The organism is Nisaea sp. (assembly GCF_017640745.1).
Lineage (GTDB): Bacteria > Pseudomonadota > Alphaproteobacteria > Thalassobaculales > Thalassobaculaceae > Nisaea.
The window spans coordinates 47587-66443 of sequence record NZ_JAEPQA010000010.1 but is presented as its reverse complement, the minus strand read 5'-3'; the positions used below and the strand labels follow the sequence as shown (position 1 = coordinate 66443).

The 18857-nt window shown below is 64.3% G+C and carries 18 protein-coding genes; 10 read left to right on the top strand and 8 right to left on the bottom strand.

All coding sequences use genetic code 11. From position 1 onward, the window contains the following. Positions 1 to 3 precede the first annotated feature (3 nt). The gene (cysQ, locus tag JJ959_RS09005; RefSeq protein WP_292882345.1) at positions 4 to 777 is read right to left on the bottom strand and encodes a 3'(2'),5'-bisphosphate nucleotidase CysQ; all 774 of its coding nucleotides are present in this window, start codon (positions 775 to 777) and stop codon (positions 4 to 6) included. A gap of 99 nt (positions 778 to 876) precedes the next feature. Between cysQ and JJ959_RS09000 the strand changes: the two genes are divergently transcribed. Then, entirely contained in the window at positions 877 to 1596 is a 720-nt protein-coding gene (locus JJ959_RS09000) for an SOS response-associated peptidase (RefSeq protein WP_292882342.1), read from the top strand. 5 nt (positions 1597 to 1601) lie between these two features. Here the strand turns inward: JJ959_RS09000 and JJ959_RS08995 are convergent, their stop codons facing one another. The 3 genes from JJ959_RS08995 to JJ959_RS08985 all read right to left on the bottom strand — a co-directional run bounded on the left by JJ959_RS08995 (position 1602) and on the right by JJ959_RS08985 (position 6033). Further along, positions 1602 to 2663: a hypothetical protein gene (locus JJ959_RS08995; protein WP_292882340.1), complete on the bottom strand. Its 1062-nt coding sequence runs from the start codon at positions 2661 to 2663 to the stop codon at positions 1602 to 1604. Between the two features lie 21 nt (positions 2664 to 2684). After that, entirely contained in the window at positions 2685 to 5171 is a 2487-nt protein-coding gene (locus JJ959_RS08990) for an EAL domain-containing protein (protein WP_292882338.1), read from the bottom strand. Between the two features lie 184 nt (positions 5172 to 5355). Next, entirely contained in the window at positions 5356 to 6033 is a 678-nt protein-coding gene (locus JJ959_RS08985; RefSeq protein ID WP_292882337.1) for a DNA-3-methyladenine glycosylase, read from the bottom strand. 73 nt (positions 6034 to 6106) lie between these two features. Here JJ959_RS08985 and JJ959_RS08980 point away from each other — a divergent pair, with 73 nt between their 5' ends. The 4 genes from JJ959_RS08980 to JJ959_RS08965 all read left to right on the top strand — a co-directional run bounded on the left by JJ959_RS08980 (position 6107) and on the right by JJ959_RS08965 (position 9904). Further along, positions 6107 to 6535, top strand: a complete 429-nt coding sequence (locus JJ959_RS08980; RefSeq protein WP_292882336.1) for a secondary thiamine-phosphate synthase enzyme YjbQ — start codon at positions 6107 to 6109, stop codon at positions 6533 to 6535. Between the two features lie 299 nt (positions 6536 to 6834). Beyond that, the gene (locus JJ959_RS08975; protein ID WP_292882335.1) at positions 6835 to 8976 is read left to right on the top strand and encodes a copper-translocating P-type ATPase; all 2142 of its coding nucleotides are present in this window, start codon (positions 6835 to 6837) and stop codon (positions 8974 to 8976) included. Between the two features lie 14 nt (positions 8977 to 8990). Then, a complete protein-coding gene (gene cueR, locus JJ959_RS08970) occupies positions 8991 to 9383 on the top strand; it encodes a Cu(I)-responsive transcriptional regulator (RefSeq protein WP_193181856.1) in 393 nt (130 codons plus the stop codon). Continuing rightward, on the top strand, positions 9380 to 9904 hold the full coding sequence (locus JJ959_RS08965; RefSeq protein ID WP_292882331.1) for a cytochrome c: 525 nt from the start codon (positions 9380 to 9382) through the stop codon (positions 9902 to 9904). The genes cueR and JJ959_RS08965 overlap by 4 nt, the downstream gene beginning before the upstream one ends. A 7-nt stretch (positions 9905 to 9911) precedes the next feature. Here the strand turns inward: JJ959_RS08965 and JJ959_RS08960 are convergent, their stop codons facing one another. Continuing rightward, entirely contained in the window at positions 9912 to 11060 is a 1149-nt protein-coding gene (locus JJ959_RS08960) for an NADH:flavin oxidoreductase/NADH oxidase (RefSeq protein ID WP_292882328.1), read from the bottom strand. A gap of 179 nt (positions 11061 to 11239) precedes the next feature. Between JJ959_RS08960 and JJ959_RS08955 the strand changes: the two genes are divergently transcribed. The 4 genes from JJ959_RS08955 (at position 11240) to JJ959_RS08940 (ending at position 13756) form a co-directional block, all read left to right on the top strand. Beyond that, complete coding sequence (locus tag JJ959_RS08955) at positions 11240 to 12409, top strand: M20 aminoacylase family protein (protein ID WP_292882326.1); 1170 nt, start codon at positions 11240 to 11242, stop codon at positions 12407 to 12409. Between the two features lie 4 nt (positions 12410 to 12413). Next, a complete protein-coding gene (locus tag JJ959_RS08950) occupies positions 12414 to 12989 on the top strand; it encodes a hypothetical protein (protein WP_292882324.1) in 576 nt (191 codons plus the stop codon). Between the two features lie 116 nt (positions 12990 to 13105). Further along, positions 13106 to 13351, top strand: a complete 246-nt coding sequence (locus JJ959_RS08945; protein WP_292882321.1) for a hypothetical protein — start codon at positions 13106 to 13108, stop codon at positions 13349 to 13351. Positions 13352 to 13540: 189 nt separating this feature from the next. Beyond that, positions 13541 to 13756 (top strand): hypothetical protein, encoded by a 216-nt coding sequence (locus JJ959_RS08940; protein WP_292882318.1) that lies wholly within the window; start codon positions 13541 to 13543, stop codon positions 13754 to 13756. Positions 13757 to 13850: 94 nt separating this feature from the next. Here JJ959_RS08940 and JJ959_RS08935 read toward each other — a convergent pair whose 3' ends face one another. From JJ959_RS08935 to JJ959_RS08925, 3 genes are all read right to left on the bottom strand, one after another. Continuing rightward, positions 13851 to 14486, bottom strand: coding sequence for an FMN-binding negative transcriptional regulator (locus tag JJ959_RS08935; protein WP_292882315.1), 636 nt, complete (start codon positions 14484 to 14486; stop codon positions 13851 to 13853). A 72-nt stretch (positions 14487 to 14558) separates the two neighbouring features. Continuing rightward, positions 14559 to 15998 (bottom strand): aldehyde dehydrogenase family protein, encoded by a 1440-nt coding sequence (locus JJ959_RS08930; RefSeq protein ID WP_292882313.1) that lies wholly within the window; start codon positions 15996 to 15998, stop codon positions 14559 to 14561. Positions 15999 to 16124: 126 nt separating this feature from the next. Continuing rightward, complete coding sequence (locus JJ959_RS08925; protein WP_292882312.1) at positions 16125 to 17288, bottom strand: fumarylacetoacetate hydrolase family protein; 1164 nt, start codon at positions 17286 to 17288, stop codon at positions 16125 to 16127. Positions 17289 to 17674: 386 nt separating this feature from the next. On the opposite strand from JJ959_RS08925, the gene JJ959_RS08920 reads away from it, so the two are divergent. Next, on the top strand, positions 17675 to 18857 hold a 1183-nt coding region (locus JJ959_RS08920; protein WP_292882309.1), incomplete at its 3' end, for a hybrid sensor histidine kinase/response regulator.

The following is an 18857-nucleotide window of genomic DNA, read 5'->3' as shown; positions in this document are numbered from 1 at the left end:
CGATCAGGCGCCCGGCGCCTTGGCGATGAACATTCCGTTGAGGAAGCGCTCGCTGGCCTTGCCGTAGCGGAACGGCGTGCCGTCGAACGCCGTCATGATCCCGCCGGCGGCCATCAGGACCGCCTGGCCGGCGGCCGTATCCCACTCGCAGGTCGGGCCGACGCGCGGATAGAGGTCGGCTTCTCCGCGGGCGACGAGGCAGAATTTCAATGCCGAACCGCGGGAGATCGATTCCGCCGGTTTCAGCTTGGCGAGATACTCCTCCAGCTCCGGCGAGCGGTGCGAGCGGCTGGCGACCACGGTCAGCTTCTCCGGGTTCGCCTGACGCACGGAGATCTTTTTCCGGTTACCGTCCGCGTCCTCGTCGAACGCACCTTCGCCGACGACACCGGCGGAAGCCAGCCCGGTCACCGGCGCGAGCACGACGCCAAGCACCGGCTCGAACTTTTCCAGCAGCGCGATATTCACGGTGAAGTCGCCATTGCGCTTGATGAATTCCTTAGTGCCGTCGAGCGGATCGACCAGCCAGTAGGTGCCGCCCGAGATGTCCGGATTGGCGCCGGCGGCGAAGCCTTCCTCGGAGATGATCGGGATCTCCGGCGTCAGCTTCTTGAGTCCCGCGACAATCAGCTTATCCGCGGCTCTGTCGGCGGCGGTCACCGGCGATCCATCCGCCTTGTCGTCGACCGCAATCTCACCGTCGTAATATTTGAGGATCAGCGTTGAGGCCTCGCGCGCAATCAGGATGATCTCGTTAAGAAGCGACTGTTTGTCCATGACCGGTCCGGGAGATGAGTTGAAGATGTGTACCGCCGGGTCGTAGGCTCGGCGCACGGGCAGTCCCTGAATACTGGAAACGGGCGGGTTTGAACAGGCATGTGCGGACGCTACAGCATCACCACGGCGCCGGAAGCGATCCGGCGGCTCTTCGCGGTCTCGGACATGATCAACCTGGAGCCGCGCTACAACATGGCGCCGATGCAGTCCGCTCCGGTGATCCGCGAGCGCGACGGCGCCCGCCATATGGACATGCTGCGCTGGGGCCTGGTGCCGTCCTGGGCGCCGGACGAAAGCCGTGCGGCCTCGCTGATCAACGCCCGCTCGGAGACCGTCGCGGAGAAACCCGCCTTTCGGGACGCCTACCAGAAACGGCGCTGCCTCGTGCCGGCGGACGGGTTTTACGAATGGCGCAAGCTCGGCCGGGACAAGCAGCCCTATCGGGTCTCGCTCGAGGGCAACCGGCCCTTTGCCTTCGCCGGTCTCTGGGAGCGCTGGAGCAGGGGGGCGGAGCCGGTCGAGACCTTCATTTTGCTGACGACAGACGCGGATCCGCGCATCGCGCATATTCATCACCGCATGCCGGTGATGCTGGCCGAGGTCGCGGCGTTCGCGTCTTGGCTTGAGGGAGATGCTGCGGAACGTGAGTCCGTCCTGAAAGCTTATGACGGCGAGGATCTTGTCTTCACGCCGGTCTCAAGCCGGGTCGGCAATGTCCGCAACGACGATGCCGGACTTCTGCAGTCGGTCGAGGAACCGGAAGAGCCGGCCGTGCAAGAAGATGAAATGCCGGCCCCGCGCCAGGGGTCGCTCTTCTAGGGCGGTTACTGCGCCGGGCAGCGGCTCAGGATCTGGATCGAATTACCGCTCGGCATGAAACCGCCGGTCCCCGTCGAGCCGGCCATCTGGATGTCGTTCGGCCCCAGTTTCTGCAGGTGCTCCACCAGAGACGGCGAGCGCCTCAGATAGTACTGGAAATCGTCTTCCATGGTCTCGGTGACCTCGACGGTCTCCGGCGACGTTTTCCCATCGCGCGTGACGGTATACCCATCGTCAGTGAAGACGACATAGCTGTCGATGCAATTGTCCGGCGACCAGCGTCCGACCAGAGTCGGTGCGACGCCCCGGTAGTTTATGACATTGCCTGTCGTCAGCGGCATCACGACCGGCTCTTCCGTCGGCGCCGGCATCCCGGTCTCTCCGGGGGCGGAGGCGTGCGGGAACATCCGCGCATAGTCGCCGAGCCCGGTTCTGTCCGCGAGGGAGAGGATCGCCGGGTGCTGCAGATAGAGCAGCACCGAAGCGGCGAGGCCGCCGATCAGGACCAGGACCAGGAGCAGCAGAACGAGACCCTTTACGGGCGAACGCCGCTTCGGCACCGGTTTGTGAAATACCGGCGGAAGTTCGTCATAGCGATCGGCATCGGAACTGTCGCGGCCGCGCGACGCCCACGGCACGCCATCCGCGGTCCCGGTTTCGGCCTCCGTCTCCAGCGGTTCGCTGTCGGGTTCCGCCTCGTATTGCGTTTCCTGGATCGTATCCTCATGGGACGATCCGGTACCGAAGCCGTCTACGGCATCGTCGTCGAACCCGCCCCGGTCCTCGTCTTCCTCCCGGTCGTACTCGTCATAGTCGTCATCATCGGCGCCGGGCAGCTCCACCGAGCTCTGATCGAGATAGAAAAGCTGCGCGTACTGCCATTCGCCGGTCGCATCGTCGTGATAGGCGCCGACCAAGCGGATCTCCGCGCCGCGATCGTTCGCGATCTCGCGCAGGAGGCCGGATTTGAGGACGGAATAGGCACGGGCCTGTTCGAGAGTTTCCCAGTGTCCCCCGCGTGCAGTGGCGGGGCGGGACTGGAGGAAATAATGCGCGTATCGCTTCATGACGGGGTGATGATACCTAGCCTACCAGGACTTGTCTTCCGCAAGAAACGCGGTTGCGTCCGCCGCGCTCATGGGCTTTGAGAAAAGGAACCCTTGCGCATACTGACAGTCAAGCGCGCGCAGCTGTCCGAGTTGTTCCGGCGTCTCGACGCCCTCCGCGATCACGTCCAGCCGCAGGTTCTGTCCCAGCATGGTAATCGTCCGGACGATCTCGAGGTTCTGATAGTTGCTTGTCATGTCCTGAATAAAGGACTTGTCGATCTTGAGGGTGTCGATCGGAAAGGTGTGCAGATAGGAAAGGGACGAGTAGCCGGTTCCGAAATCGTCGACGCAGATCTTGATGTCCGCGGCCTTCAGGCGGTCGAGCATTTGTGTCGACCGGTCGACATCCGCCATCAGTGTGCTTTCTGTGATTTCGATCTTGAGCAGGCTGGCCGGGAGGCCCACGCCTTCGAGGCACTCTATGATCCCGGAGACCGCATCAGGCCGGGCGAACTGACGGCCGGAGAGGTTGACGCTGATCTCCAGTCTCTCGTTTGACGGACGGGCTGCGTTCCACTCGGCCATCTGCTGTGCCGCGGTTCGTAGCGCCCACTGGCTGAGCGCGAAAATGGTCCCGGTCTCCTCAGCGACCGGGATGAATTCGACCGGTGAAATCTCGCCGCGCTCGGCATGGAACCAGCGCAGAAGCGCCTCGAATCCGGCGAGCTTACCCCTCCGAATGTCGATGATCGGCTGGTAGTGCAGCCGCATCTCGTCGCGTTCCAGCGCGCGCCGGAGATCGGAATCGAGATCCAGCGGCGTCACCGGCCAGACGCGCATCTCATTGTCGAAGGCGATGCTTTGCGCCTTGCCGCGCTCCTTCGCCTGATACATCGCGAGTTCGGCATCGCGCAGGATATCTTCCGGGCGCTCGTATCCCTGATCCGAATGCGCCACGCCGAGCGATGCGGAGACGAAGATCTCCTTGCCGCCGAGGCGGAATGGGGAGGCGAGGGACTGGTGCAGGCTCTCGGAAAGCCGGGTCGCCTCCTCCGTCGTCTCGATCTCCTCCAGCAGGATCGCGAATTCGTCGCCGCCGAGCCGCGCGACCGTGTCGCTTTCCCGGAGCGCGTTTTCGAAGCGCCGCGCGGTCGCGACGATGAGGTCGTCGCCATGCACGTGGCCAAGGCTTTCGTTCACGATCTTGAAACGGTCTAGATCGAGGAAGGCGACGGCGAAGCGGGCGTCTGGCTCACGCCGTAGTCTTGCCAGTGCCTTGCGCACCAGGTCGAGGAAAAGCGTGCGGTTCGGCAACCCGGTGAGCGCATCGTGCAACGCGTCATGCACCAGCTGCTGCTCTGCCCGCTTGCGTCCTGTGATGTCAGTCTGGCTCCCGGCAAAGCGGAGCGCCGTTCCATCCTCGCTGCGGACCGCGAGTCCGCGCGTCAGCATCCAGAGATAGCTGCCGTCGGCGTGCCGGACGCGAAACTCGCATTCGAAATGTGGCAGGGTTCCGGATAGATGAGCGTCTATCTGCTTGGTTACACGGGCGACGTCTTCGGGATGGATGCGGCTGAACCATTCGGCCGGATTGTCGGTGACATCCTCATGGGCAAGGCCGAGCATTTCGCGCCAGCGCGGAGAGAGATAGATCCGTTCCCGCCTCAGGTCCCAGTCCCAGAGCCCGTCATTCGATCCGGCCGCGGAAAGCGCGTAGCGTTCCTCGCTTTCGGCCAGCCCCTGGCGCGCGGTCTCGGTCAAGGTCACGTCGGTCGCCGCCAGGATCACGTCGCCGTTCGCCATCGGCGTGAAGGTGTATTCGAGGATGCGGCCCGACGAGAGCCTGTGATTGCTGATCATCGACCGCTCGAGGCGAAGATAACCGATCACCTCGTTCAGAATGGTCTCGCGGTCGCGCTCGACAAAATCTCCGCGTGCCAGCATGAAATCGACCAGTTCGGACACAGGAGTCCCGACCCGCATCAGATGTTCCGGGAAGTCGAACAGCTCGATCAGCCGGGCGTTCCAGACCCGGAGCGTCATGCGCATATCGAACACCGCGATCGCCTGGTCCATGCTGTCGAGCGTGGCGCGCAGGAGCAGGGTCTGATCCTCGGCGTGCTTGCGCTGCTCCTTCGCCTCCGTGATATCGCGGTGGAAACTCAGCAGGCCGCCGCCGGCGGTCCGGAACTCGGTGACCTCGACCCAGCGGTCGCGGCTGTCGTGGATCAGAACCGGAGCGCCCGGATCGCGATGCCGTGACAGGCGCCGTTCAATCCATTTCTCCGCGCATTCGGTCTCAGGATCCGTCACCCAGCGGGCGAGGACCGGTTCGGCAGTGAGAATTTCCTCCAGCGTTTTGCCGGAAATCTCGTTCGCATCAAGCTCGGGATAGAGGTTTAGGAACTGCTGGTTCCACGAGGTCAGCCGGCCATTCCTGTCGTAATGGCAAAGCCCGACTTCGAGCTGTTCGAGTGCTTTGAGCAGTTCGGTGGGGTCATTGTGGAGGGTGGCCAGTGCGGTCATTTCAGTGGCGTCGTTTCGCTGCCCGGTCTGGCCACTGCGGCGAGACTTCGTCGGGCTCTTTGATGTCAATCCGGCTCTCCGTCCCGCTAGAATTCTCGATCGTGATGCCGCCGATCGTCGGTCAGGAGATGACCCAACCGGAACAGCACTGGCCACTGATTTCGTTTCGATTTTTCAAAGGATATCAGGGCGATGTTGCGTCTGTCACGGGAAAGACAGCATTTTCTCCGGATTTATTGCCGAACTTCAGATGGCGGTAATGCTGCCACAGAAGCTGTGCCGCTGCGCCGCGGTATGGCTGCCAGTTCTCCGCCAGCAGCCGGGCCTGCTTTTCGTTCGGTCTTGCTTCCAGCCGCTTGACGTCGCGCAGGGCCTCCTGGATCGCCAGATCGCCGCCCGGCCAGGTGTCGAGGCGTCCGAGGCAGAACAGGAGATAGATGTCGGCGGTCCAGCGGCCGATCCCCGGCACTGCCGTAAGCGCGATCCTCACCTGATCGTCGGGCAGTTCGGGGAGTGCATCGAGGTCGAGCCGGCCGGAGACGACATGGTCTGCAAGCGCTCGTGCATAACGGACTTTTGGACGGCTGAAGCCGACAGCCCGGAAGTCCTCGTCGGTTGCTCCGGCGATGGCCTGCGGTGTGACCTCGAGGACCTGGTTCAGGCGTGTCCAGATCGCGCTCGCGGAGGCGAGGGAGACCTGCTGCGCCGTCAGAATGCGGATCAGCGAGGCGAAGCCCGGCGGCTCACGGCGCGATGGCGGAGGGCCGAGCCGCTCATAGACCGCACGGAGATCGGCATCGCATGCCGCCAATTTCACGACCGCCGCGGTCAGGCCTTCGTCATGCTCCGTGCTGCCGCTCATTCGCTGCTTCCCGCTGTTCCAATCTCCGCCGGGCGAGCATAGTTTGCCCGCGGCGGACAGGTAAGGGGCGACCATGAACGTATCCAGACAGGAACAGGACATCCTGCCGGTGCAGAGCCGCGGCAGAGGTTTCTACGATGTCACCGGAGAGATCTGTGACTGGGTCGGCGCTACCAGAATCGGAACCGGGCTGCTGACCCTGTTTCTGCGCCATACCTCGGCCTCGCTCACGATACAGGAGAATGCCGACCCGGACGTTCGGGCGGATCTCGCCGACTATCTCGCAGAGATCGCTCCCGAGGATCCCGCCCGTTACCGTCACGGCATCGAGGGGCCGGACGACATGCCGGCGCATATTCGCACCATGCTGACGCAGACTTCGCTCTCGATCCCCGTCGGGGGCGGGCGTCCGTTGCTCGGGACATGGCAGGGGATCTATCTGATCGAGCATCGCCGGGCGCCGCACCGCCGGGAAATCGTCCTCCACCTGCTTGGAGATTAAGGCCGAAGGTCCGGCAGGTTTGTCGCTTGACCTTCTAGTGACTGGAGGCTTTATCAAGGGGGGTAGTGGCCGTTTTTCGGCCGTTTTTACCGTTCCGATGGAGCCCGCGCATGTCCTGTCACGCGCATGAGAAAATCGAGACCAAGAGTTCCTGCTGCCACGGCGAAGCCAAGCCGGCGGAGACGTCCTGCTGCGGACATTCCGCTCCGGCACCTGCTGCGAGCGCCTGTTGCGGACATGCGAAAGCCGAGCCCGCCGCGCATTCGTGCTGCGGCCATGGCGGCGGGAAGAGCTCGGGCATGGCGGTGACGACCGGCAAGCCCGAAGGCGCCGGTCCCGGTTATATCTGCCCGATGTGCCCGAGCGTCTGGAGCCCGGAACCCGACAATTGCCCGATCTGCGGCATGGCGCTCGAACCGGAAATGATCACCCGGGATACGCCGCCCAATCCGGAATATATCGACATGCGCCGCCGCTTTGCCGTCGGCGCGGTTCTGACCCTGCCGGCCTTCATCCTGGCGATGGGGGAAATGGTGCCGGGCCTTGACCGTCTGGTCGCCGGAGCCTGGAACCCTTGGGTGCAGGCACTGCTCGCGACGCCGGTTGTGCTCTGGGTCGGCTTCCCGTTCTTCGAGCGCGGCTGGAACTCGCTGAAGAGCGGACATTTCAACATGTTCACGCTGATTGCCCTCGGCACCGGCGCGGCCTGGCTCTACAGCGTCGCGGCGCTGCTGCTGCCGGATCTGTTCCCGGAAGGGTTCCGCGGCGCCGACGGAACGGTCGGGCTTTATTTCGAATCCGCGGCCGTCATCATCACACTGGTCGCGCTCGGGCAGGTGCTGGAACTCGGGGCGCGGGAGAAGACGTCGGATGCGCTAAAGGCCCTGCTTGGCCTTGCGCCGCTCACGGCCCGGCGGCTTACCGCCGACGGAGGCGACGAGGAGATCGAGATCGAGGCGATCGAAGTCGGCGACCGGCTGCGCATCCGTCCGGGCGAGCGTGTCCCGGTCGACGGGCGCCTGCTCGAAGGGACCGGGTCGGTGGATGAATCCATGCTGACCGGGGAACCGCTTCCGGTCGAAAAAAGCGAAGGAGATGCCCTCGTCGGCGGGACGCTCAACGGTAACGCGACACTGATCATGGAGGCGGAGCGGGTCGGCCGCGACACCATGCTGTCCCATATCGTCGCGATGGTTGCCGACGCGCAGCGCAGCCGTGCGCCGGTGCAGAAGGTGGCTGATGCGGTGGCGGGCTATTTCGTCCCGGCGGTAGTGCTCTCGGCGATCGCCGCTTTCGCAGTCTGGGCGCTGATCGGTCCTGAGCCGGCGCTTGCGCACGGCGTGATCGCCGCCGTTTCGGTTCTCATCATCGCCTGTCCCTGCGCGCTCGGTCTGGCGACGCCGATGTCGATCATGGTCGGGGCGGGGCGCGGGGCCGCGGCAGGTATCCTGATCCGCGACGCCGAGGCGATCGAGGGCTTCGAGAAAGTTGACACGCTGGTGGTCGACAAGACCGGAACGCTGACCGAGGGGCGCCCGGAAATGGTCGATATGGCGAGTGCCGGTCCCGATGCGGAAGAAATCCTGCGTCTTGCCGCGGCGGTAGAAAGCGGCAGCGAGCATCCCTTGTCTGCGGCAGTGCTGCGGGCAGCCGAGAAGCGTTCGGTCACCTACAAGCCCGCGAGCGGCGTGACCGCCGAAACCGGGATGGGGCTCAAGGGAACGGTCGACGGAGAGATCGTTGCCGCCGGTTCCGCCCGCTTCATGGAAACGCTCGGGGTCGATATCGCGGCGCTCGCGGAGCAGGCCGATCGCTTCTCCAATTCCGGTGCGACGCTGCTCTATATCGCGAAAGGCGACAGCCTCGTCGGGCTGCTCGCGGTGCGTGATCGGGTGAAGGACGGCGCCAAGGAAGCGGTTGCAGATCTGCAGAAGGACGGGATCCGGGTGGTTATGGCCTCCGGCGACAATCCGAAAGCGGCGGCCGCGATCGGCCGGGAGCTCGGGATCAAGGAAGTGCGCGGCGGCCTGATGCCGGCAGACAAGGCGGACCTGATCGCCGACCTGAAAGCCGAAGGGCGGACGGTGGCGATGGCCGGGGACGGCATCAACGACGCGCCGGCGCTGGCGCTTGCCGATATCGGTATCGCCATGGGCACCGGCACCGACATCGCCAAGGAAAGCGCGGCGGTGACGCTGGTGAAGGGTGATATCCGCGGACTGGTGAAGGCGCGGCATCTCAGCCGGGCTACCATGCGCAATATCCGTCAGAACCTGTTCTTCGCCTTCATCTACAACGCGCTCGGCGTGCCGGTGGCGGCAGGCGTGCTCTATCCCTTCCTGGGGATGACCCTGAGCCCGATGCTGGCGGCGGCGGCGATGAGCCTCAGTTCCGTTTCGGTCATCAGCAACGCGCTGCGCTTGCGGACCGCGAAGCTCTAACGGGGAGACGCGTCATGCAGATCAGGGATGTCGCCGAAAGCGCCGGGCTGCCGGCCAAGACGATCCGCTATTACGAGGAAATCGGCCTCGTGCATCCGGAGCGCCGGGAGAATGGGTATCGTGACTATTCGGACGAGGATATTCACCGTCTCCGCTTCCTCCAGCGGGCACGGGGGCTCGGCTTCTCCATAGAGGATTGTCGCGCTCTGCTGTCTCTCTATGACGAGAAGGGGCGGGAAAGCGCGGATGTCCGGGCCATTGCCGAGGCGCATCTGGAGGAGATCGACCGCAAGATCCGCGAGTTGCAGAGCCTGCGCGGCACGCTCGCTCATCTGGTGCGTGCCTGCCACGGCGATGACCGCCCCGATTGCCCGATCCTCGACGATCTCGCGGGTGGTTCGCAATGAACTGGAAGATCCTGCTCTCCGGAGGAGCCGTCCTGCTGCTTTTCGCGCTGGCCGGCTATTCCCGGATCCAGGATCCGGAGAGGCCGTCGATCCTTTCCCGCGTGCTCCCGGGCGCAGCCGAGGCGGAGAAATCGGCCGCGATCCGGCTCCGCCCCGGAGATACCGGGCTCGTCGCCGAGGGCAAAAAGGTCTATGCGAGCGAATGCGCAGCCTGTCACGGGCTCAATCTCGACGGTCAGCCGAACTGGCGCGAGCGCAAACCGGACGGACGTCTGCCGGCGCCGCCGCACGATCCGAGCGGGCATACCTGGCACCATCCGGACGAGCAGCTCTTCGCGCTTACCAAGTTCGGCCCGGCACGGATCGTCGGCAACGGCTACGAGAGCGACATGCCGGGCTACGAGGGTGTGCTCAGCGACCGGGAAATCCTCGCCGTGCTCTCCTTCATCAAGAGCACCTGGCCGGCGGAAATCCGGCAGCGTCACGACATGATCAACGCGCAAGCCGCCAAAGGCGGCTGAGCACGCGTCAGTCCTTTGCCTGCGCCCTCTGGCCCTGCGCCCGCTTCTGCAGCCACCAGCCATATTGCGGCGGCCAGCTCTCGAAATCCTCGTCGAGCTTGAAGGCGTCCGCCGCGTGGCGCGGCCAGAACGGATTGTAGAGCGCCTCGCGGCCGATCGCGATCAGGTCGGCGTCGCCGGCCTCGAGGATCTCCTCGGCATGGTGCGGGTCGGTGATCAGGCCGACCGCCTGGGTCATGATCCCGACATCGCGGCGGATCTCGGCGGCGTAGGGCACCTGGTAGCCGGGTGAGCGGTTCAGCTTGAAGTTGGTCGCGCCCTTCGGCGTCTGTCCGCCGGAGGAGCAGTCGATCACGTCGACGCCGCGGTCCTTCAGTTCCTTGGCGAAGACGAGGCTGTCCTCCATCTCCCAACCGCCGTCGATGGCGTCGACTGCGGAGATGCGTACGAAAAGCGGGAGATTGTCCGGCAGGGCGGCGCGGACATCCTCGGCGATCTCCAGCGGCAGCCGCATGCGTCCCTGAAGATCCCCGCCATAGGCATCAGTGCGGAAGTTGCCGAGCGGGGAGAGGAAGGTCTGCAGCAGATAGCCGTGCGCACAATGGATCTCGACGGACTCGAAGCCGGCATCGACCGAACGCTTGGTCGCGTCGGCGAAAGCCTGCCGCACGCGCTTCATGTCAGAGAGGTCGAGCTCGCGCGGGGTGAGCCAGCCGTCGGCCAGCGGCACCGCGCTCGGCGCTTCCGGCTGCCAGGGCGTATCGCCGCCGGCAATATCCTCCGGGGTAAGGGGACCGTTGCCTTTCCAGGGGCGCTGCATGCTGCCCTTGCGCCCGGAATGGCCGAGCTGGATCGCCGGGACCGAGCCTTCCGATTTCAGGAAGGCGGCAAGCGGAGCGAGCTTCGCCGCATGCTCATCGTCCCAGATACCGAGATCGCCATGGGTGATCCGTCCGTCGCGGGTGACCGCCGTCACTTCCAGGATCACCATGCCGGCGCCGCCGATGGCGAACTTGCCGAGATGCGCCATATGGAAGTCGGTCGGGAAACCGTCCTCGGCCGAATACATGCACATCGGCGGGATCACGATGCGGTTCGGCAGGGTGATGCCCCGGAGCTGGATCGGCTGGAACAGCAGTGGCGTCTTGTCGGTCATTGAAGTCCTCCCCATTTTGCCGGAGAGGATAGCCCATGGCCTTTGAAAATGGCCATTTCCGGTTGGTTCTCTGAAGCCAAGTCAATCGCGCCCGCTCGGCACTTGACAGGATCGCGCAGCACGCCATCGTGGGCTCGTTTCCTAATCCCTAAAATCATCCGCCCGCCAGGAGCCTTTCCATGCCTATCGTCAATCGCATCGCCGACTTCCATGCAGAGCTGACGGGATGGCGGCGGCACATCCATCAGAACCCGGAGCTTGGCTTCGAGGAATTCGAGACCGCCGATTTCGTTGCCGCCCGGCTGACGGAGATGGGCATTGAGATCCATCGCGGGCTCGGCGGTACGGGGGTCGTCGCGACCATCAAGGGCAATGGCGGCGACGGTCCGGCGATCGGGCTGCGCGCGGACATGGATGCGCTGCCGATCCAGGAGAAGGGTACGCCCAAGCACCGCTCGAAAAACGACGGAAAGATGCATGCCTGCGGTCATGACGGGCACACCACGATGCTGCTCGGCGCGGCGAAGTACCTCTCGGAGACGCGAAACTTCGCCGGCACCGTGCACCTGATCTTCCAGCCTGCCGAGGAAGGCAAGGGCGGCGGCAAGAAGATGATCGAGGACGGTCTCTTCAAGCTGTTTCCGGTGGACGAGGTCTACGGCATGCACAACCGGCCAGAAATGCCGGTCGGCTGTTTCGGCGTCTCAGCGGGGCCGGTCATGGCGGCCCGCGACAACTGGGAGATCGCCATCAAGGGCCGCGGCGCGCATGCGGCGATGCCGCACCAGGGCATCGATCCGGTCGTCGTCGGGGCGAACATCGTCATGGCGCTGCAGACCATCACCAGCCGTAACACCGATCCGGCCGAGGCGCTCGTGATCAGCGCCACCCAGTTCCATGCGGGCGACGCCTTCAACGTCATTCCGGACGAGATCATCCTGCGGGGCACCTGCCGGGTGTTCAACCCGGAGATCCAGGCCGGTCTGCCGGACCAGATCCGGCGGGTCGCGAACGGCATCGCGGCGACCTACGGCGCGACGGCGGAGCTGAATTACATTACCGGATATCCGGCTACGGTGAACACGTCGAAGGAAGCGGATTTCGCGGCCGGGATCTGCGCCGAGGTCGCGGGCGGTACGGGCAAGGTCGACCGCGATCTGCCGCCGAGCATGGGCGCGGAGGACTTCTCCTACATGCTGCAGGAAAAGCCGGGCGCCTATATCTGGTGCGGCAACGGAGATACGGCGGGCCTGCATCATCCGGAATACGATTTCAACGACGAGGCGCTGACCGTCGGTGCCAGCTACTGGTCCCGTCTCGTCGAGACGCGTCTCGCGAAATCCGCGTGAGGCCGTGACGGATCCGTCATCGCTTCCGCAGCGCGTCCACGTGCTCGGCGCCTCGGGCTCCGGCACGTCAACCTTCGGGCGGGCCTGGGCGGAGCGTTTCGGCCATCTGCATCTTGATACGGACGATTTCTACTGGCTGCCGACCGAGCCGCGGTTCCTCGAGAAACGCCCGATGCCGGAGAGACTCCGCCTGCTGACGGAGGCGGTGGACGCGGCGGAACGCTGGGTCCTGACCGGCTCGCTTGTGTCCTGGGGCGAGCCGCTGGTCGAGCGGTTCGATCTCGTGGTCTTCGTCTACACGCCCTTCGATCTGCGCATGGACCGCCTGATCGCGCGCGAGGAGGAGCGCTACGGCGCCGAGGCGCTGCAACCCGGCGGGGCGCATTATGACGCGCATATGGCCTTCATCGAGTGGGCGGCGTCCTACGACACGGCCGGACTGGAAACCCGCAGCCGGCGGGCGCATGAGACGTGGATGGCAAGGCTGCCTTGCCCGGTGATCAGGGTTTCCGGCACGGATACGACGGCTCGCCAGATCGAACAGGTTGCGGGCTCCGTGCGGAAGCTGGACGCCCGATAATCGTTCCGCGCCCTGCATACGCAGCACCGCCAGTCCTGGAACAATCTGTCGCCAGAGCCGTTCTCTTCCAAGTGAGGCGGGATGCCTCCCTCTGGATTGCTTCGAGGAGACGAGAAATGCGACGCACCATGATCCTACCGGCGGTGGTTGCCGGCGGCCTCCTGGCCTCCGGCTGTACCGGCATGAATTCGACGGAGCAGAGCACGCTGTCAGGCGGCGCGATCGGCGCGGGTGTCGGCGCCGTCGGTACGCTGATGACCGGCGGTTGCGTCTCCTGCGGAGCGGCGATCGGTGCCGGCGTCGGTGCCGGTGCGGGCTATATTCACGACAAGATCAAGAACGAGGAGAAGGGAGCGGATTGAGGTCCGGGAGAGCGACAGTTCTCCAATCTCCCGACATCCTCCGGATGAACGGCCGCCATCCCTCAGGCGGCCGTTCGTGCATTCGGGGGCCGGAATAATTTCTTCCTGCATGGAACCTTTTCCGTCCTGCCGCATTGTCCATACAAGCGAGGCGAGATGCCTCCCCCGAAACAGGAGAGGAGCAAAGACATGCGACGCATTCTGATCCTGCCGGCCATTGCCGGAGGCATGCTGTTGCTTTCCGCCTGTGTCGGTGGGGGCGCGACAGAGAGCTATGTGCTGAACGGTGGTGCTATCGGCTCCGGCCTTGGCCCGAGTACGTCGCTGACCGACGGATGTGTGTCTTGCGGTGTCGGTGCCGGTACTGGTGTTGGTGCCGGAACCGCATACCTCGTCGACAACTGACAGAGAGTTCTACCGAGAGCGTCGACCTCCCCCAACCCGACGTTCCCCCATAGAACGGCCGCTTCCCCCTAGGCGGCCGTTCTTTTTTGTCCGCTCAGGCCTTGAGGCGTTCGTGCGTGACCTTGGTGATCTCAGCATCGGCGCCGTCGCGAGCCTCGAGTCCGGACATGACACCCTCCTTGTCGGCGGCCGGCCGGTTCTGGCTCAGCTTCCACTTGCCCTCGATCCGCGTGATCGGGATCTCGAAACCGATGATGCCTTTGAGCTGGGACTGGATGAAAGGCTCCGGCGCGTCCGAGACTTCCCAGGGCTGTGCGTTCGAGGCTTCGTGCACGTCCGTCAGCCGCGAGACCATGCCGCGCAGCCAATCCGCGTCGTCGTGATAGGTGATCGGGCCGTAGGCATGGACGGCGATGTAGTTCCATGTCGGTACGACCTTGCCGCTTTCCTGCTTGGTCGCATACCAGTTCGGCGTGATGTAGGCCTCCGGCCCAAGGAACATGGCCAAGGCCTCGACGCTTTCGTCTGCGCCCTTGGCCTGCAGGTTCGCTTTCGCCAGATGGCCGGTTAGGGTGCCGAACTCGCCCTTCGTCGGGTCGAGCAGCATCGGCACATGGCTGCCGATCAGCCCGTCCGGGCCGAGCGTGACGACGGTGCCGAGGGCAATTCGTCGGATCGTCTCATGCAGCACGTCGAGACTCTGTTCGCGGAAATGCGGCGGCACGTACATGGGACTTCTCTCCTGAAATACGAACGGCCGGCACGGGGATGTGCCGGCCGCGCGATTGGACGCGTAACTGCGTCAGATTGGAAGTGTATAGGCGGTCTTCACCGTTGTGTAGAACTCGGCTGCATACCTGCCCTGCTCGCGCGAACCGTAGCTGGAGCCCTTCCGGCCGCCGAACGGCACATGATAGTCTACGCCCGCCGTCGGCAGGTTGACCATGACCATGCCGGCCTCCGAATTGCGCTTGAAGTGGCTCGCATATTTGAGGCTCGATGTGCAGATGCCCGAGGAGAGGCCGAACGTCGTGTCGTTGGCGACCGCGAGGGCCTCGTCGTAATCCTTCACCTTGATGACGCTCGCCACCGGGCCGAACACTTCCTCGCGGTTGATTCGCATGGAATTGGTGGTCTCGGTGAAGAGGGCAGGCTGCAGATAGAAGCCCGGCGTCTCGCGGTTCAGCCGTTCGCCACCCCAGGCCAGCTTGGCGCCTTCGTCCTTGCCGATCTGGATGTATTTCTCGTCCTGCGCCAGCTGGCTTTCGTCCACAACAGGGCCAATATGGGTCCCGGCCTTGAGCGCGTCGTCGACATTCAGGCTCTGCAGTTTCTCGATGCAGGCGGCGACGAACCTGTCGTGGATACCTTCCGTGACGATCAGGCGCGAGGAGGCGGTGCAGCGCTGGCCGGTGGAGAAGAAGGCGCCGTTTACGGAAACGTCGACCGCAGTCGCGAGATCGGCGTCGTCAAGCACCACCATCGGGTTCTTGCCGCCCATCTCGAGCTGGTACTTCTTCATCGTCGCCGAGCATTTCGCCGCGACATGGGCGCCGGTCGAGACCGAGCCGGTGAAGGTCACGGCATGGATCTTCGTGCTGGACAGGATCGCCTCGCCGACCGTACCGCCGCTGCCCATGACGAGGTTCAGAACGCCGTCCGGCAGGCCCGCCTTCTTCAGAATCTCGACGAGGGCCCAGGCGCAACCCGGCACCAGGCCTGCCGGCTTGAACACCACCGTGTTGCCGTAGCAGAGCGCCGGCGCGATCTTCCAGGCCGGGATCGCGATCGGGAAGTTCCAGGGCGTGATGATGCCGACCACGCCGACCGGCTCGCGGGTGATCTCGACATCCAGGCCCGGACGGGTCGATGCGAGCTTCTCGCCGGAGAGGCGCAGGCATTCGCCGGCGAAGAAATCGAAGATCTGCGCGGCTCGGATGGTCTCGCCGATGCCCTCGGCCAGCGTCTTGCCTTCCTCGCGGGAGAGCAGGCGGCCGAGCTCGTCCTTGCGCGCCATGATCTCGGCCGAGGCGGCGGCGAGGATGTCGTGGCGCTGCTGGATCGGGCTGCGGGCCCAGGCGTGCGAGGCGGCGACGGCGGCGTCGATCGCCTGCTCGGTGGCGGCGGCATCCGCCATTGCGAACTGGCCGACCACGTCGTTGGTGTTGGACGGGTTGATGTTGTCGCTGGCATTGCTGCCTTCGACCCATTCGCCGCCAATAAGGTTGCGGTGCAGTGTCATGGGTGTTCCCTCTCTTCTGCCGGTGCCGTGCGCGCCGGCCTTGATCCGGGGAGGGAGCTTACGCGGGATACGGCGTGGCGCAAGGCCGTCGCGGCCCGAAGACCTGTTCCGTTCGGGAAATAAGCCTCAGATCGAAATCCCGCGCTTGGAGAGCGAGCGGAAGAGGGCGAGGGCGCCGTCTTCCCACGCGGGCAGCTGATCCGACCGGCCGACCACGTTCTCCAGCGCACCGAGGCGCGAACTTGCGATCCGCACCCGGTCTCCCAGCTTGTGCGTGAAACCCTCGCCCGGGCGGTTCTCATCCCGGTCCTCGGTCGGCGCGAAGAGGGTGCCGGTATAGAGCACGGCGCCGTCCGGATACTGGTGGCTGTCGAACAGCTGGTTGGCGAGATCTTCCGGGTCACGGCTGATCACCCGCATGGTGCTGGAGCCGCTCAGGACATACCCGTCGGGGCCGGTCACCTCCAGAGAGAGATCCGCGTTGCGGATCTCGGTCATGGTGAAATTCTCGTCCAGCAGCCGGATGAACGGGCCGAGGCTGGCCGACGCGTTGTTGTCCTTGGCACGGCCAAGCAGCAACGCGCTCCGGCCTTCGAAATCGCGCAGGTTCACGTCGTTGCCGAGGGTCGCGCCGACGATGCGGCCGTCGGGAGCGCAGACCAGCACGACCTCGGGCTCCGGATTGTTCCAGTCGGAGCGCGGGTGCAGGCCGATCCGGGCGCCGTGGCCGACAGAGGACATCGGCTGGGCCTTGGTGAAGATCTCGGCGTCGACGCCGAACCCGACCTCGAGATAAGGCGACCAGAGGTCCTTCTCCAGCAGCGTCTCGCGCAGCTTCATCGCCTCTTCCGAGCCCGGCACAATTGAGAAGACGTCGTCGCCGATATCGCGGGCAAGCTGCTGGCGCGCCTCTTCAGCCTTCAGCGGATTGCCTTTCGTCATCTCCTCGACGACGCGCTCGATCAGACTGTTGGCGAAGGTAACGCCGGCGGCCTTGATCGCCTGCAGGTCGATCGGCGACAACAGCCGCGGACCGGTCGCCGCCGAGTCGAAACTGGCATCGAGAATATCGGTGAGCTTCCCGAGCGGAGTGCCCTCGCAGCCCCGGACGATGCTTGCCGGGCAGTTCGCCTTCAGTGCATGAGTGATTGTCGGGAGGCGGTGGGTGATATCGATCACCTCGTCGCCGCGAACCGTGCAGACGGCCGGTCCGTCCGGAGTCGCGACGCGGCCGAGCAGCGTTGCCTTTTCAAGATCTGACGGAAGATCCGTTTCGATGCGATTGCCCATTGCTTCACTCCTCCCAATGCACCGAGACTAGCGCGCTTCTCGTGGCGCGGCGAATGCTTCCGGTGACGTTTCGCGGGGGATTATGGCCTCTCTGGGATACAAAATACCAGAGGAATTGAACGGATACTCCTAGGTTATTTTGACGCGGCGGCGGGCGGCGGCAAACCGGAGCGCATCGCCTCTCTGTGCCTCGATTGATCGGCTGCATTCATGCGGCGAGAAAGCGGTAAGGCCCCGGAGATAGCCGAGGTCTTGGTGACGATGTCTGGCTGAGGTCACCATTCGGTAGTCACGCGCCGCTGAATTACGCATCAAAGTTAATCAGTTTTTAAACCGGTTCGCGCTTCATGGGAAAGAGGCGGAAAAGATTCGGAATCAAATCGTAAATGCTGCGGTCGTTATCACTTCGGACCTGGTTGTTTGTCGGCTTCGCCGTCGTTTCCTGGTTCCCCATCGCGATATTCGCGGGATGGGCCTACGTGACGGCGAGCGACCGGATCGAGGACGAGGTGCGAGACAGGCTCAGGGCGCTGTCACAGCCGCTTGCGCTCGCCCTTGAGAGATTTGCTGCCGACGCGGTCAGCGCCGCGGAATTCATCGTCTCGAACCGGAACGGTCTGACCGAAGCGCCCGCTCTGAAGCTGGATATTTCGCCGCTGCTTGATGATCATAGAATCCGTTCGGTCGCATTACTGGAGCCTGACGCGGAAAATGTTCGCTCCGTCTTTTGTGCAGCGGATTGCGTCGCGGTCGGCCAAATCGATCCCGGCTTGCGTGCTGCCCTGAAACCCTATCTGTCCGAGACGGCCGCTCGATCTCCGGATTGGGTCTGGACCGGTGTGCTCGAGGCTGCCGGTGGCGTCCCGACACTTTTTCTCCTGAAGGATCTTGGAGCCGAAGGCGTCGCGGTTGCATCGGTGACGGCCAGCTACATTCAAGAACTGCAGTCACCAATCAGATTCGGTCAGAAAGGCCACGCGGCGGTCGTGGACCGAGAGGGGCGCGTTCTCGCGCATCCGCTGGACGACTGGGTGAGGGAGCGGAAGGACCTCTCGGAGATCTCTGTTGTCCAGGCAATGTCGCGGGGTGAAAGCGGCATCGGGAAATTCTATTCGCCCGCAATGGATACAGAAATGGTGGCTGGATTCGCGTCTGTCTCCGGACCAGGGTGGGGCGTGATGGTGCCGCAGCCGCGTTCAGAGATCGTGGCCCCCTTGAACGAACTTCTGAAGGCGATCGTCGGGCTGGCGCTCGCTGTCGGGATCTTCATCACGGTTGCCGCTTGGTTCATTGCCGGCCTGATCTCCCGCGGGGTGCGTCCGATCGAAGAGACGGCGGCACGGATCGCAGACGGAGATTTTGACGAACCGGTCGCGACACGAAGCGTCATCCTGCCGGTCGAGCTTGATCGCGTTGCCAGTGCCATAGACACCATGGCGGAGCAGGTGGGCGAGGCGGTGCGTGCCCGGATCGAATCCCAGGCGCGCGCGCATCGTATCGAGCAGATGGATCGCGCCAAGAGCGTCCTGCTGGCGAACGTGAGCCATGAATTCCGGACTCCGCTGAATG

What these genes read in the sequence shown, in the direction of transcription:
- JJ959_RS08945 (WP_292882321.1), top strand. Translation starts at nt 13,106, where the DNA reads ATGCGACGCACCATGATCCTACCGGCGGTGGTTGCCGGCGGCCTCCTG.
- cysQ (WP_292882345.1), bottom strand. Translation starts at nt 777, where the DNA reads ATGGACAAACAGTCGCTTCTTAACGAGATCATCCTGATTGCGCGCGAG.
- JJ959_RS08955 (WP_292882326.1), top strand. Translation starts at nt 11,240, where the DNA reads ATGCCTATCGTCAATCGCATCGCCGACTTCCATGCAGAGCTGACGGGA.
- cueR (WP_193181856.1), top strand. Translation starts at nt 8,991, where the DNA reads ATGCAGATCAGGGATGTCGCCGAAAGCGCCGGGCTGCCGGCCAAGACG.
- JJ959_RS09000 (WP_292882342.1), top strand. Translation starts at nt 877, where the DNA reads ATGTGCGGACGCTACAGCATCACCACGGCGCCGGAAGCGATCCGGCGG.
- JJ959_RS08975 (WP_292882335.1), top strand. Translation starts at nt 6,835, where the DNA reads ATGGCGGTGACGACCGGCAAGCCCGAAGGCGCCGGTCCCGGTTATATC.
- JJ959_RS08960 (WP_292882328.1), bottom strand. Translation starts at nt 11,060, where the DNA reads ATGACCGACAAGACGCCACTGCTGTTCCAGCCGATCCAGCTCCGGGGC.
- JJ959_RS08995 (WP_292882340.1), bottom strand. Translation starts at nt 2,663, where the DNA reads ATGAAGCGATACGCGCATTATTTCCTCCAGTCCCGCCCCGCCACTGCA.
- JJ959_RS08925 (WP_292882312.1), bottom strand. Translation starts at nt 17,288, where the DNA reads ATGGGCAATCGCATCGAAACGGATCTTCCGTCAGATCTTGAAAAGGCA.
- JJ959_RS08985 (WP_292882337.1), bottom strand. Translation starts at nt 6,033, where the DNA reads ATGAGCGGCAGCACGGAGCATGACGAAGGCCTGACCGCGGCGGTCGTG.
- JJ959_RS08980 (WP_292882336.1), top strand. Translation starts at nt 6,107, where the DNA reads ATGAACGTATCCAGACAGGAACAGGACATCCTGCCGGTGCAGAGCCGC.
- JJ959_RS08965 (WP_292882331.1), top strand. Translation starts at nt 9,380, where the DNA reads ATGAACTGGAAGATCCTGCTCTCCGGAGGAGCCGTCCTGCTGCTTTTC.
- JJ959_RS08940 (WP_292882318.1), top strand. Translation starts at nt 13,541, where the DNA reads ATGCGACGCATTCTGATCCTGCCGGCCATTGCCGGAGGCATGCTGTTG.
- JJ959_RS08935 (WP_292882315.1), bottom strand. Translation starts at nt 14,486, where the DNA reads ATGTACGTGCCGCCGCATTTCCGCGAACAGAGTCTCGACGTGCTGCAT.
- JJ959_RS08990 (WP_292882338.1), bottom strand. Translation starts at nt 5,171, where the DNA reads ATGACCGCACTGGCCACCCTCCACAATGACCCCACCGAACTGCTCAAA.
- JJ959_RS08930 (WP_292882313.1), bottom strand. Translation starts at nt 15,998, where the DNA reads ATGACACTGCACCGCAACCTTATTGGCGGCGAATGGGTCGAAGGCAGC.